The sequence below is a fragment of the Brevibacillus laterosporus DSM 25 genome (assembly GCF_002706795.1).
Taxonomy (GTDB): Bacteria; Bacillota; Bacilli; order Brevibacillales; family Brevibacillaceae; genus Brevibacillus_B; species Brevibacillus_B laterosporus.
In genome coordinates this window covers 5,241,496-5,254,791 of the sequence record NZ_CP017705.1, presented here as the reverse complement: position 1 = coordinate 5,254,791, position 13,296 = coordinate 5,241,496, and the positions used below count along the sequence as shown (strand labels likewise).

At 40.6% G+C, this 13,296-nt stretch carries 13 protein-coding genes; all 13 read left to right on the top strand.

Annotated features, from left to right (window positions below; genetic code table 11):
- Positions 1-108 precede the first annotated feature (108 nt).
- Entirely contained in the window at positions 109-393 is a 285-nt protein-coding gene (gene pduA, locus BrL25_RS23885; protein ID WP_003336180.1) for a propanediol utilization microcompartment protein PduA, read from the top strand.
- Positions 394-524: 131 nt separating this feature from the next.
- Entirely contained in the window at positions 525-1,292 is a 768-nt protein-coding gene (locus tag BrL25_RS23880; RefSeq protein ID WP_018670689.1) for an ethanolamine corrinoid cobalamin adenosyltransferase, read from the top strand.
- Between the two features lie 10 nt (positions 1,293-1,302).
- The gene (gene eutD / locus BrL25_RS23875; protein WP_018670690.1) at positions 1,303-1,938 is read left to right on the top strand and encodes an ethanolamine utilization phosphate acetyltransferase EutD; all 636 of its coding nucleotides are present in this window, start codon (positions 1,303-1,305) and stop codon (positions 1,936-1,938) included.
- Positions 1,939-1,950: 12 nt separating this feature from the next.
- The gene (locus tag BrL25_RS23870) at positions 1,951-2,631 is read left to right on the top strand and encodes an ethanolamine utilization protein (RefSeq protein ID WP_018670691.1); all 681 of its coding nucleotides are present in this window, start codon (positions 1,951-1,953) and stop codon (positions 2,629-2,631) included.
- A gap of 12 nt (positions 2,632-2,643) precedes the next feature.
- The gene (locus BrL25_RS23865) at positions 2,644-2,916 is read left to right on the top strand and encodes a EutN/CcmL family microcompartment protein (protein WP_018670692.1); all 273 of its coding nucleotides are present in this window, start codon (positions 2,644-2,646) and stop codon (positions 2,914-2,916) included.
- Positions 2,909-3,454 carry a BMC domain-containing protein gene (locus BrL25_RS23860; RefSeq protein ID WP_018670693.1) on the top strand — a complete coding sequence of 182 codons (546 nt, stop codon included), beginning with the start codon at positions 2,909-2,911 and terminating at the stop codon, positions 3,452-3,454. Before BrL25_RS23865 ends, BrL25_RS23860 begins: the two co-directional genes overlap by 8 nt.
- 17 nt (positions 3,455-3,471) lie before the next feature.
- Entirely contained in the window at positions 3,472-4,587 is a 1,116-nt protein-coding gene (gene eutH / locus BrL25_RS23855) for an ethanolamine utilization protein EutH (protein ID WP_018670694.1), read from the top strand.
- A gap of 1 nt (position 4,588) precedes the next feature.
- Positions 4,589-5,062 (top strand): cupin domain-containing protein, encoded by a 474-nt coding sequence (locus BrL25_RS23850; protein ID WP_018670695.1) that lies wholly within the window; start codon positions 4,589-4,591, stop codon positions 5,060-5,062.
- A 253-nt stretch (positions 5,063-5,315) separates the two neighbouring features.
- Positions 5,316-6,776, top strand: coding sequence for a DASS family sodium-coupled anion symporter (locus tag BrL25_RS23845; RefSeq protein WP_018670696.1), 1,461 nt, complete (start codon positions 5,316-5,318; stop codon positions 6,774-6,776).
- A gap of 165 nt (positions 6,777-6,941) precedes the next feature.
- Positions 6,942-9,785, top strand: a complete 2,844-nt coding sequence (locus tag BrL25_RS23840; RefSeq protein WP_018670697.1) for a 2-oxoglutarate dehydrogenase E1 component — start codon at positions 6,942-6,944, stop codon at positions 9,783-9,785.
- 5 nt (positions 9,786-9,790) lie between these two features.
- Positions 9,791-11,032 (top strand): 2-oxoglutarate dehydrogenase complex dihydrolipoyllysine-residue succinyltransferase, encoded by a 1,242-nt coding sequence (gene odhB, locus BrL25_RS23835; RefSeq protein WP_018670698.1) that lies wholly within the window; start codon positions 9,791-9,793, stop codon positions 11,030-11,032.
- A 140-nt stretch (positions 11,033-11,172) separates the two neighbouring features.
- Complete coding sequence (gene sucC / locus BrL25_RS23830; RefSeq protein ID WP_018670699.1) at positions 11,173-12,333, top strand: ADP-forming succinate--CoA ligase subunit beta; 1,161 nt, start codon at positions 11,173-11,175, stop codon at positions 12,331-12,333.
- Between the two features lie 20 nt (positions 12,334-12,353).
- Positions 12,354-13,256 carry a succinate--CoA ligase subunit alpha gene (gene sucD / locus BrL25_RS23825; protein WP_018670700.1) on the top strand — a complete coding sequence of 301 codons (903 nt, stop codon included), beginning with the start codon at positions 12,354-12,356 and terminating at the stop codon, positions 13,254-13,256.
- The last annotated feature ends 40 nt before the right edge of the window (positions 13,257-13,296 follow it).

The window sequence follows — 13,296 nt, the reverse complement described above, 5'->3', positions numbered from 1 at the left end:
AGTTACGCTATAAACTTGGCTAGTTCAAGTTTACTTATATACATGATGTGCTGCACATCACATGTACTATTTTAAAAATCATAAAAACATTCTAGGAGGAATTTTATTATGGCAAACGCAAATGCATTGGGAATGGTAGAAACTAAAGGACTAGTTGGAGCTATTGAAGCAGCAGATGCAATGGTAAAAGCAGCAAACGTTACATTGATTGGTAAAGAACAAATCGGTGCAGGTCTAGTAACAGTTATGGTACGTGGAGATGTAGGTGCAGTTAAAGCAGCAACAGACGCTGGAGCAGCAGCAGCAGAACGCGTTGGAGAATTACTATCTGTACATGTAATTCCAAGACCACATACTGAAGTAGATGCAATCTTGCCAAAAACAGCAGAATAATTATAGCAGAATAATTATAGTCGGATGGATGCAGAAATTTTTGCATCCATCTCCCTATCTACCATATTGGGGTCAGGTAAGCTTCTTGGCTAGCAATTGTGAGAAGTTTTTCCGACGAGGGATGTGAACATATGGCTCTTATCACAGAAAGCGATTTGCGAAAACACTTTAAAAATCAAGATGCAAAAGATACTAAGATTTATGAAGTGAAAAAGGGCGTCATTCTCACGCCTTCTGCTAAAAGTTTTTTAACAGATCATCAGATAGAGCTACGCTACTTTGATGAGAACGCAACCCAACAACAGAGTGCTCATGTGCCAACACCGGAACTTTCAACTAAACCATCCATTCGCTATGAAACAATCTATGGTGGATATCTTGAAAGTAAACCAGAGCATATGACTCATTTATATGGAAATCTCCTTGTCTATAAAGACCATCCTCGCATAATTTTTCGTGGAAAACTAGATTCATTAGAAGCTAAGATTCTCCAAGCACAAATTACTGGAGTAAAAGCAGGGCTACCAAAGCTGGCGGCTGATTTGGAAGAAGTACTTCTATTTGTACGAAATATTTTGCGCTGTGAAGTTCTTGGTGAGAGGCTGTCTAATATCCAATTGTTAGATATGACATCTGATGAAATAAGAGAACAATCTCATCATCCTAAGAAATATTTCGGGTTAGATCATTTTAAGCCGAGCTATGAAATGGGTGAGATGGTTGTTGCCTTAAATTCATTGCGTACTTTCACGAGAGAAACGGAATTGTTGGCTTATCAAGCATTTAAACAAGAGCACGGAAGTGTGGAACGTGAAGACATTATTCAAGCGTTGAATCGCCTTTCCTCCTTATTTTGGATATTAATGTTTCGCGTTCGTATAGATAAATACAAAGCTTGAGGAGAGAACTATGAAAAACGATCTGATTGAAAGCATTGTAGATGAAGTAGTTAAACGTGTTAATGAAGAGATGTGTGTTCCTATTGAAGCATCAGGAAAACATGTTCACTTGAGCAGAGCTGACATTGACGCTTTGTTTGGACCTGGCTATGAATTGACAAAAATGAAAGATTTGTCTCAGCCTGGACAATATGCTTGCAAGGAACGGGTTACGCTAATTGGTCCTAAAGGTGCTTTGCATAATGTAGTTGTACTTGGACCTGAACGTAAAGAGACGCAAGTAGAGATTGCTTTAACAGATGCTGTTGCACTAGGAGTTAAAGGTCTTGTTAAAGAGAGCGGACAGATAGAAGGAACACCAGGAATTGTAATTGCCTCAGCTACTAATATGGTTCAATTGCAAAAAGGATTAATCGTTGCAAAACGCCATATTCATATGACTCCTGAAGATGCGGCAAAACATAATGTTGCTAACGGCGAAACGGTTCAAGTTAAGGTATTCAGCAGTCGACCATTGATTTTCGATGATGTAATGATTCGTGTGAGCCCGTCCTATGCAACATTCATGCATATTGATTATGATGAAGCAAATGCGTGTGGATTTACAAAAGGTACTATGGGGAAAATTTTGAAGAAAAGTACCTAGGAGTGTGAAAAAATGAACATAGAAGCTTTAGTCGAAGCGGTTACAAAAGAGGTATATAAAAAGCTTCAAGGTATGAAGCCTTTGCAGGAACAGCCAATCAAGCGGCAAAAAGCAATCATTATGGACAACCAAGCACACCCTGAAATTGAAGCACATATAGAATCACACTACGATTTTCAATATTACGATGAGCAAACGAGGGATTGCGATCTCGTTATCATCCCGACTATTTGCATTCAGCTACTAGGGAATCTGGCAAATGGCATCAGTGCGGGAAGTCGTGAACGTTTTATTTTAACCATGCTTTTAAAAGGTAAAAAAGTAGTCGCTTTAGAAAATTCCATGGTTTATAAAAAATATAAACAGACGGCAAACCCGTTGTTGTACAAGCAATACGAGGAGTTTGAAGAGAGAATCAAGAGTTTTGGTATTCAAATGGTTCAAGTATCTGACTTACTCAATATTGATGGCAAAGAACATAAACCAGAGGTTGCAAGTACTAAGCAAGAGAGCGAGATTGAACGAGAAGAAGTTCGTCAGGAAGTTATTTCTAAGAAGCTGATTACAGAATCTGATTTGAAGAAATTTCATCTGCGCAAAGTGAATCAAATCATCGTGAGCAAAAATAGTATTATTACACCACTTGCAAAAGATTATATCAAAATGCAGCAGATTCAAGTACGGAGAAAATAACGGGGTGAACGTATGATTGTTGGAGAAGTTGTCGGCAGTCTTTGGGCTACGAGAAAAGATGAAAAGCTAAATGGGTTAACGTTTCTAGTAGTTAAACCGCATTCATATGATGAAAACACTTCAAAGGAATGCTTTGTTGCCGCAGATCATGCTGGAGCGGGTATAGGTGACACCGTTCTTGTAACGAAAGGCAGTGCAGCAAGAAGCTCCATGAAAGATCAGAACGTACCCATTGATGCAGTTATTGTGGGCATTGTAGATTCTCTGGAGATGAACAATGAGTAGTTCCATTGGCATTCTTGAATTAAGAAGTATAAGTAAAGGATATGAGACGGCTGACTTCATGCTAAAAAAATCCACCGTGGATATCCATCATATGCGTTCCATTTGCCCGGGTAAATTTCTAATCATTGTTAGTGGTGATACTGCAAATGTACAAGAGTCCATGGAGACCGCAAAACAGGCCTCAAAGGATTTTCTTGTGAGTGAGTTTATTCTAAATGGTGTTCATAACGACATCGTTAATGGTTTGAAAAAAAGCTACTCAACTGAGCCTATAAATGCCATTGGAATTTTCGAAACATCCAACGTCTCATCTGGTATTTATGCGATAAACCTTGCCTTAAAAGGTGCCCATACCTTCTTGAAAAGAATCAACCTAGGTATGGGTATCGGCGGCAAGCTCGTCGCTGTCATTACTGGAAGTGTAAGCGATGTTGAACAAGCGATGGATATAGCTGTTACGTCTATCGATCAAAAGCGAATCGTTCATTATACCGTTATGCCATCACCAAGTGAAGAGATCAAAAAACAGTTTCGGTAAGAGCGGAGGAAGTATGTATGGGAATAAATGAAATCATTATTTACTTAATGGTCATTTTTATGGTTTTGGGTGCGATTGATAAGTGTATTGGGAATAAATTTGGCTTAAGTCAACAATTCGAAGAGGGTATTATGGCAATGGGTGCCTTAACGCTAGCCATGGTAGGTATTATCTCTTTGTCTCCTGTATTAGCCAAAGTGCTTAGTCCTATTGTTGTACCATTATTTGATGCACTAGGAGCAGACCCAGCAATGTTTGCTACTACGATTTTAGCAAATGATATGGGTGGCTTTGCATTAGCGCAAGAACTAGCGAAAGATCCAGAAGCAGGAATGTTTGCAGGGGTTATTTTAGGTGCTATGTTAGGGCCAACGATCGTTTTTACGATTCCAGTTGCTCTAGGTATTATTCGTAAAGAAGATCACAAGTTCTTAGCAACAGGTGTTCTATCAGGAATTATTACAATTCCGATTGGTTGTATTGCTGGTGGACTAGTTGCTGGTTATTCAATTGGCATGATTTTAACCAATCTAGTGCCAATTCTCATTTTTGCGGCTCTTATTGTACTAGGATTAGTGAAATTCCCGAATGGAATGATCAAAGGCTTTACGATCTTTGGCCAATTCATCGTTATTGTGGCAACGCTTGCATTAGCAGCTGGCATCATTGAACAACTAGTGGGTCTGACTATTATTCCAGGACTAGCTCCTATCTCAGAAGGTATTCAGATTGTTGGAGACATTTCCATTGTCTTAGCAGGAGCGTTCTGTATGGTATTTGTTATTACAAAGCTGTTTAAGAAGCCATTGCTTAAATTGGGTAAAGTACTTGGAATGAACGAAGTTGCTGCAGCAGGGATGGTTGCTACTCTTGCTAATAACATTCCGATGTTTGGAATGATGAAAGATATGGATGATAGAGGTAAAATTATTAACGTTGCCTTCGCTGTATCAGCAGGATTTGTTCTTGGTGACCATTTAGGATTCACAGCAGGTGTTGCAAAAGATATGATTTTCCCGATGATTGTTGGTAAATTAGTCGGTGGTATTACAGCAATCTTTGTAGCAATCTTCATTTCTAAAAAGATGATTGAAGGAAAAAAAGATAAAGATAAGAAAACGGAGGTTGCGTAAAATGGAAAACTTAGATATTAAAGCCATTGAAGAAATTGTCCGTAAAATCATTACTGAAAAAGTAGGAGCTAGCACAGCATCAGCTCCTGAAGAATTCCCAAAACATCGGGATAGTAGTGGTGTTACCTCTATACCTTTACAAGTTGTACGTGTAGCAGAAAAAGATCGTTTGGATACTGGCAAAAAAGAAGATATTGTTTATTGCAAAGATCTATTTTCATTAGAAGAAAGTCCACGCTTAGGTTGTGGAATTATGGAAATGAAAGAGACAACCTTTGACTGGACCCTTAATTATGATGAAATTGATTATGTAATAGAAGGGTACTTGGAAATCATCATTGATGGTCGCAAAGTTAGTGCAAAAGCAGGAGAAATCATTTTAATTCCAAAAGGAACAAAAATCCAATTTTCTGTACCTGAGTTTGCTCGCTTTATGTATGTAACGTATCCAGCAGATTGGGCAACTCAAAAATAATCGGATACGTGAAATACACATTAATAACGTTAATAAAAATGATATAACGTTGATAATTAGGTTGTCGAGGATACTCGACGGCCTTTTGTTTGTTTCAAATAAGCAAATAGCGGAAATATCATATAAAATCAAAGTTTAGTAAATAATAAAACAATAAAGTAAATTATAAAACCATCCGGTCTATTCTTCTATTCGTTATAATTTATAGTGTAACAACTTGGTTATACTACTAATAGACAAGGGGGGTATTATAGTGAGCTTTAGTCGAAAGAATATCATCTCGTTAAGCATCGCACTAGCTGTACTTGTTATTATTCTGTTACTCCCAACACCAGAGAATTTACCACTTGCTGGTCAAAGAACCCTAGCTATCCTAGCATTTGCCGTTATTTTATGGGTTACGGAAGCGGTTACATATCCAGTGAGTGCGGCTTTAATTGTTGGGCTTATAGCTGTTTTAATCGGATTCTCACCAACAGTTGAAGACCCAAATGTTCTGTACACAACTAAGAAAGCGCTTACTATGGCACTAGCAGGCTTTAGCAATTCAGCCGTAGCGTTAGTTGCGGGGGCATTGTTCCTAGCTGTAGCGATGGAAATCACTGGCTTGCATAAGCGTATCGCACTATTGGTACTATCAAAAGTAGGATCAAAATCAAATAATATCGTACTTGGTACCATTCTTGTAAGTATTGTTCTTGCTCTGTTTGTTCCGAGTGCAACAGCACGAGCAGGTGCCATTATTCCAATCTTAATGGGTATGGTTGCTGCTTTTGGTCTAGAGAAGAATAGCCGTCTTTCTGCCTTGCTGATGATTACAACAGTCCAATCCATCTCGATATGGAATATTGGAATTAAAACAGCTGCAGCTCAGAATATGGTTGCCCTAGGTTTTATGGAAACCGCTTTCAATTACCATATTTCTTGGGGGCAATGGTTCATCTATGCAGCACCATGGGCAGTTATCATGTCTGTCATTCTCTACTTTGTTATGACGAAATTAATTAAACCGGAGCTTAGTGAAATACCAAATGGCCGAGAGTTAATTAAAAAACAATTGGCTGAGCTAGGTAAGCTGACTCCTAAAGAATGGCGTTTAATGATAGTTTCCTTACTACTCTTGTTCCTTTGGTCTACAGAGGGAGTCTTGCATACGTTAGATTCCACTACAATTACACTTGTGGCAGTTGCCGTCCTTTTATGCCCTGGCATTGGGGTGTATACTTGGAAGCAAGTAGAGCAAAAAGTAGGATGGGGAACGCTAATTGTATTTGCGGTTGGAATGTCCTTAGGGAACCTCTTATTAAAAACAGAGGGTGCTCAATGGATTTCCAAAGGTATGTTTGAATCAATGGGTTTAACTGTCATGCCAGTGATTACTGTTATTATCATATTAACATTATTTAACATTTTGATACATCTAGGATTTGCTAGTGCAACCAGTTTGGCATCTGCATTTATTCCAATTGTTATTGCATTGGTAACTGCAATGGAGCCTACGTTTAACAAGCCTGGTATGGTCTTAATTCAGCAATTTGTTATTAGTTTTGGATTCCTATTACCAGTAAGTGCACCGCAAAATATGCTTGCTTACGGCACAGGTTCCTTTACGACCAGAGACTTTGTTAAGTCGGGTGTACCTCTTACCATAGCGGGCTTTATTCTCATAATTGCATTTAGTATGACTTATTGGCAGTGGATGGGTTTACTTTAGGACGCAAAAGGTTTAAATTGTTTAATGGGATTGATCTCCTTCTATTTGAAACCGCTTCGATTAGGTATTTTCATCCAAATGGAAGTTTAATGGAAATAAAAGGAGTTCAACAAACCTCAATTTCGTGCAGGTCATAATCACAACAAGACTGTAGGAGGGTTACAAATGAGTATGAATAACAAACTGCCAGCTAGCCCTTGGGCAGAATTTTATGGACCGAATCTTGGTTATGTGTTTGAGCAATATGAGATCTATATGGAAAATCCGGAAGAAGTACCTGCAGACTTACGAAAATTGTTTGATAATTGGGGATCGCCGGTCCTTCCAGAAGATGGTCTTCATAGTCAGGTAACACCTGAAAGCTCCGCACCAAGGACGTTGCCATTTGCAAAAATGAAGAAATTCGTTGCTGCTCTTCAGTTGGCAGATACAATCCGTGGGTTTGGACACTTAGGTGCTAATCTCTATCCTTTGGAAGCTCAGACTCCACAAGCGGATATGTTGCATCTGGATCAATATGGTTTGACCGAGGCTGATCTTCGAGATATTCCAGCTGAGTTCATTTGCAACCAACAGCCGGGTCGTTTCGCGAATGGATGGGAAGCGATCCAGTATTTAAAAGAGACGTACACAAGCAATATTGCCTTTGAATTTCAACATGTGGATGAGGCAGAAGAAAAAGCATGGATTCAAAGCATGATTGAGTCTGGCGAAGTAACTAAGGAACTCTCTTTGCAGAAAAAGACTGATCTTTTAAAAAGATTGAACGAGGTAGAAGGTTTTGAAAAATTTCTACACAAGCAATTTGTAGGAGCAAAACGCTTCTCCGTAGAAGGTTTGGATGTCCTAGTTCCTGTTATTGATGAGATTGTGGATCACTCTGTTCAAGCGGGAACAAATGATGTAACCATCTCTATGGCGCATCGCGGGCGTTTAAATGTATTAACTCACGTACTGGGCAAACCTTACGAAGATATTTTTAGTCAATTCCAGCATTCACCAAAAGAAAAGTTGGACAAGGCCCAGGAAGCTAATGTCGGCTGGACAGGTGATGTAAAGTATCACTTTGGGGCGGTTAAAGAAATTAAGAATGGCGACAAGACAACACGCATCACAATGGCGCACAATCCAAGTCACTTGGAAGTATCAGGGTCTATCGTAGAAGGCTATACGAGAGCTGCTCAAGATGATCGCTCTCAAGCAGGCTATCCAAGACAAGATGTAAACAAAGCTATTTCTATCCTTGTTCACGGTGATGCTGCATTCCCAGGACAAGGTGTAGTTGCTGAAACTCTTAACTACTCTGGCATCAAGGGCTATAAAACGGGCGGAACAGTACACATCATCGCTAACAACCGTGTGGGTTTCACCACGGAAAGCGAAGACTCGAGATCCACTCGATATGCGAGTGATATTGCCAAAGGGTACGGGATTCCAATCATTCATGTGAATGCGGATGATCCTGAAGCATGCATAGCTGCCGCAAAATTAGCCTTCCAATATCGTAGCAAATTTTACAAGGATGTACTGATTGACCTGATCGGCTACAGACGTCTTGGACATAACGAAATGGATGAACCAATGGCAACAAACCCGATGACCTACATCGTGGTTCGGAAACATCCAACGATAACTCAAATTTACAAAGATCGTTTGATCGAAAGAAATGAACTGTCCAAAGAGCAAGTAGACGCGATAGAAGAAGCTGTCAAACAGACATTTATGAAAGCTTATGAGAAAGTAAACAAAGCACATGACGACTCTGGATTTATTCCTGATCTACCAGATGCGGTCAAAATTGGTTATCCAAACGTAAAAACCTCTGTTGATTTGAAAAAATTAGTAGAGATTAACGCGGATTTATTAAAATGGCCTGAGGGATTCCATGTCTTTGATAAACTAGAAAAAATCTTATCCCGCCGTCAGCAAGTCTTCACGGATAACGGGAAGATTGATTGGGCACATGCAGAAGCTCTAGCATTCTCCACTATATTAGGAGACGGAACACCTATTCGTCTAAGCGGTCAGGATTCTGAACGTGGTACGTTCTCTCACCGCAACATAGTATTACATGATTCTCAGACGGGCGAAACGTATTCTCCATTGCATGGTTTGCCATCTGCGAAAGCTTCTTTTGAGGTGCGCAACAGTCCATTGTCTGAATACGCCGTACTCGGATTTGAATATGGCTATAATGTTTTTGCTCCAGAAACGCTTGTACTGTGGGAAGCACAATTCGGGGATTTTGCAAACACGGCTCAAGTAATATTTGACCAATATATTTCAGCTGGTCGTGCAAAATGGGGTCAGAAATCAGGTCTTGTGATGCTACTGCCACATGGATATGAAGGTCAGGGACCAGAGCACTCCAGTGCGAGACTTGAACGTTTCTTACAGCTTTCTGCGGAAAACAACTGGACAGTAGCTAATCTTTCTTCTTCTGCTCAGTATTTCCATATTTTAAGAAGACAGGCTGCCATGTTAAACAAAGACGAAGTAAGACCATTGGTGATTATGTCACCGAAGAGCTTGCTACGTAATCCTTCTGCGGGATCATCTATTGATGAATTTACTAAAGGGGAGTTTGCAACGGTTATTGAGCAGCCAGGTTTAGGACAAAAACCTGAAGCAGTAGAGCGCTTAGTATTCTGCACAGGAAGAATGGCTGTTGATTTGTCCGACCAAGTAGCGGACGTCGGAAAATTTGATTGGTTGCAAATTGTTCGAGTTGAGGAACTATACCCGTTCCCGACAGAAAAAATCAACGTGCTAATCGGCAAATACAAAAACCTGCGTGAAATTATTTGGACGCAGGAAGAACCAAGAAACATGGGAGCATGGACTTTTGTAGAACCACGTTTAAAAGCACTAGCACCAAAAGGAGTAAATGTATCCTACAACGGACGTATGAGACGCTCTAGTCCGTCGGAAGGAGATCCAGTTGCTCACAAAAAAGAACAACAACGTATTCTTGCACAAAGTGTTACTAGAAACTTGGTAAGGGTGTGATAGAGATGGCAGAGGTAAAAGTACCAGAATTAGCAGAATCCATTTCAGAGGGAACAGTAGGTAAGTGGCTTAAACAGCAAGGTGAGGCAGTAGCCATGGGGGAAATCCTACTTGAATTGGAAACCGATAAAGTAAACGTAGAAATTATCGCTGAAAATGAAGGTGTGTTAACGCAAGTATTAAAAGAAGAGGGTGACACCGTTAAAGTGGGTGAAACCATTGCAGTTATTGATGAAGCTGGAGCAGCATCAACACCAAAAGCGGAAAGCAAACCTGCGCCAACTTCACAACCTGCACCAGAAGTAAAAGCACAACCAGCTACTCAAGAGGAAGAAAGTAAGCAGTCTGTAGTAGCTTCTCCAGCGGCTAGAAAGCATGCTAGAGAACGCGGAATTGACCTAAATGAAATTACTACAATGGATCCGTTAGGTCGCGTTCGCAAACATGATGTTTCTACTTTTGATCCAAGCCAGCAAGTAGCTACACCAAAACAAGCGGCTCCTGCTCCAAAAGCGGCGCCACAAGCTGAAGAGGTTAACCCTGCTAAACCAGTTGAGCGTCAAAGAATGTCTCGCCGCCGTCAGACGATCGCAAAACGCTTAGTAGAGGTACAACAATCAGCAGCGATGCTAACTACTTTTAACGAAGTAGATATGACAGCGATTATGGCTCTACGTAACAAACGTAAGGATGCGTTTGAGAAGAAAAATAATGTAAAGCTTGGCTTTATGTCCTTCTTTACGAAAGCAGTTATTGGTGCGTTGAAAAAATTCCCGCTCCTAAATGCTGAAATTCAAGGCGATGAAATCGTATTGAAGAAGTTCTATGATATCGGTATTGCTGTATCTGCACCAGAAGGCTTGGTTGTTCCAGTTGTTCGCGATGCAGATCGCATGAGCTTTGCTGAAATTGAAAAAGGAATTGGTGATTTAGCTGTAAAAGCAAGAGACAACAAGCTAGCTTTGTCTGACTTGCAAGGTGGAACGTTCACTATCACAAACGGTGGCGTATTCGGCTCTCTATTGTCCACACCAATTCTAAATGCTCCACAGGTAGGTATACTGGGTATGCATACAATCCAGACTCGTCCAGTAGCGATTGATCAAGAACGTATGGAAAACAGACCGATGATGTATATCGCGCTTTCCTACGACCACAGAATCGTTGACGGTCGGGAAGCAGTAGGATTCTTAGTAACAGTGAAAAACCTATTGGAAGACCCAGAATCTCTATTGCTAGAAGGCTAATATTCACGTATGAATACGGTCTGCCTCTTCTTTGCCTGAGCGCGGTGAAGCAAGTAGGAGGGAGGGGCAGACCTTTTTATAAAAGTAGTACAAGATAGTTGAATTACAATGGTTCCTACCAGGTAACAGGAGGATAATCGATGAACATTCATGAGTATCAAGGAAAAGAGGTTCTGCGACAATATGGGGTTGCTGTTCCAAACGGGAAAGTAGCTTTCACTGTTGAAGAGGCCGTAGAAGCAGCAAAAGAACTAGGTACGAAAGTATGCGTTGTAAAAGCTCAAATCCACGCAGGTGGACGTGGTAAAGCTGGTGGTGTAAAAGTAGCTAAGTCGCTAGATGAAGTAAAAGCATACGCAAGCGAAATTCTGGGCAAAACGTTGGTAACTCATCAAACTGGTCCAGAAGGTAAAGAAGTAAAACGCCTTTTAATTGAAGAAGGTTGCGATATTAAAAAAGAATATTATTTAGGTCTAGTTTTAGATAGAGCTACTTCCCGCGTGGTATTGATGGGCTCCGAGGAAGGCGGCACTGAGATCGAAGAGGTAGCAGCTGCAACACCTGAAAAAATCTTTAAGGAATATATTGACCCGGTAGTTGGCTTAACGCCATTCCAAGCTAGACGCTTAGCATTTAACATCAATATTCCTACAGAGCTTATCAATAAAGCCGCAGCGTTTATGACAGCTTTGTACACTGCTTTTGTTGAGAAAGATTGCTCAATCGCTGAAATCAATCCGCTAGTCGTAACAGGCGATGGGAACGTAATGGCATTGGATGCAAAACTGAATTTTGATTCCAATGCATTATACCGCCATAAAGACATTATGGAATACAGAGATTTGGAAGAAGAAGATCCAAAAGAGATTGAAGCATCTAGATATGATTTAAGCTACATTTCCCTAGATGGTAACATCGGTTGCATGGTAAATGGCGCAGGTCTAGCAATGGCTACAATGGATATTATCAAACACTTTGGTGGAGACCCTGCCAACTTCCTAGATGTAGGGGGCGGTGCTACTGCTGAGAAAGTAACGGAAGCCTTTAAAATCATTTTGTCTGATAAAAATGTAAAAGGAATTTTCGTTAATATCTTTGGTGGAATTATGAAGTGCGACATTATTGCTACTGGTGTAGTTGAGGCAGCGAAACAATTAAGCCTTGAAGTACCATTGGTTGTTCGTCTTGAAGGTACAAATGTTGATTTGGGCAAACAGATTCTAACAGACTCTGGTTTAAACATTACCTCTGCTGACTCGATGGCAGACGGCGCTCAAAAGATTGTATCACTCGTGGGTTAATGGTTAGGGGGAAAAAATAAGTGAGCGTATTTATTAATAAAGATACAAAGGTAATTGTCCAAGGTATTACGGGTTCAACAGCTTTGTTCCATACAAAACAAATGTTGGAATATGGCACAAAAATCGTAGGTGGAGTAACTCCTGGTAAAGGTGGTACAGAGGTAGAAGGCGTGCCAGTATTCAACACCTTGTCAGAAGCAGTTGAGAGCACTGGTGCAACGGCTTCCGTTATTTATGTACCAGCTCGCTTTGCAGCAGATGCGATCCTAGAAGCGGTTGACGCTGAGCTAGATTTGGTTATTTGCATCACCGAGCATATCCCAGTTCTTGATATGGTAAAAGTAAAACGCTACATGGAAGGCAAGAAGACTCGCCTAGTAGGTCCAAACTGCCCTGGGGTTATTACACCAGATGAGTGCAAAATCGGTATCATGCCTGGTTACATTCATAAAAAAGGCCATGTAGGAATTGTTTCCCGCTCTGGTACCTTAACTTATGAAGCAGTACACCAATTAACAGTTGAAGGTATCGGCCAATCAACAGCAGTTGGGATTGGTGGAGACCCGGTAAATGGAACTAACTTTATTGATGTGCTACAGGCATTTAATGAAGACCCTGAAACGTATGCGATCATTATGATCGGTGAAATCGGTGGTACAGCTGAAGAGGAAGCGGCTCTTTGGGTAAAAGAGCATGCAACGAAACCAGTAGTAGGCTTCATCGGTGGACGTACAGCGCCTCCAGGAAAACGCATGGGACATGCTGGTGCTATCATCTCTGGTGGTAAAGGGACAGCAGATGAAAAAATCCGTGTAATGAACGAGTGCGGCATTAAAGTAGCAGAGACTCCAGCAGTAATGGGTGAGCTATTAATTTCCGTATTAAAAGAAAAAGGCCTGTATGACAAGTGCAAAACTCACTAATCATACCAAGCTAAGCTGGTAGATTAGAGTTAAAAAAAGG

Excerpts from the sequence above, each read along its gene's own strand:
- pduA (WP_003336180.1), top strand. The coding sequence starts at position 109 with ATGGCAAACGCAAATGCATTGGGAATGGTAGAAACTAAAGGACTAGTT.
- BrL25_RS23880 (WP_018670689.1), top strand. The coding sequence starts at position 525 with ATGGCTCTTATCACAGAAAGCGATTTGCGAAAACACTTTAAAAATCAA.
- eutD (WP_018670690.1), top strand. The coding sequence starts at position 1,303 with ATGAAAAACGATCTGATTGAAAGCATTGTAGATGAAGTAGTTAAACGT.
- BrL25_RS23870 (WP_018670691.1), top strand. The coding sequence starts at position 1,951 with ATGAACATAGAAGCTTTAGTCGAAGCGGTTACAAAAGAGGTATATAAA.
- BrL25_RS23865 (WP_018670692.1), top strand. The coding sequence starts at position 2,644 with ATGATTGTTGGAGAAGTTGTCGGCAGTCTTTGGGCTACGAGAAAAGAT.
- BrL25_RS23860 (WP_018670693.1), top strand. The coding sequence starts at position 2,909 with ATGAGTAGTTCCATTGGCATTCTTGAATTAAGAAGTATAAGTAAAGGA.
- eutH (WP_018670694.1), top strand. The coding sequence starts at position 3,472 with ATGGGAATAAATGAAATCATTATTTACTTAATGGTCATTTTTATGGTT.
- BrL25_RS23850 (WP_018670695.1), top strand. The coding sequence starts at position 4,589 with ATGGAAAACTTAGATATTAAAGCCATTGAAGAAATTGTCCGTAAAATC.
- BrL25_RS23840 (WP_018670697.1), top strand. The coding sequence starts at position 6,942 with ATGAGTATGAATAACAAACTGCCAGCTAGCCCTTGGGCAGAATTTTAT.
- odhB (WP_018670698.1), top strand. The coding sequence starts at position 9,791 with ATGGCAGAGGTAAAAGTACCAGAATTAGCAGAATCCATTTCAGAGGGA.
- sucC (WP_018670699.1), top strand. The coding sequence starts at position 11,173 with ATGAACATTCATGAGTATCAAGGAAAAGAGGTTCTGCGACAATATGGG.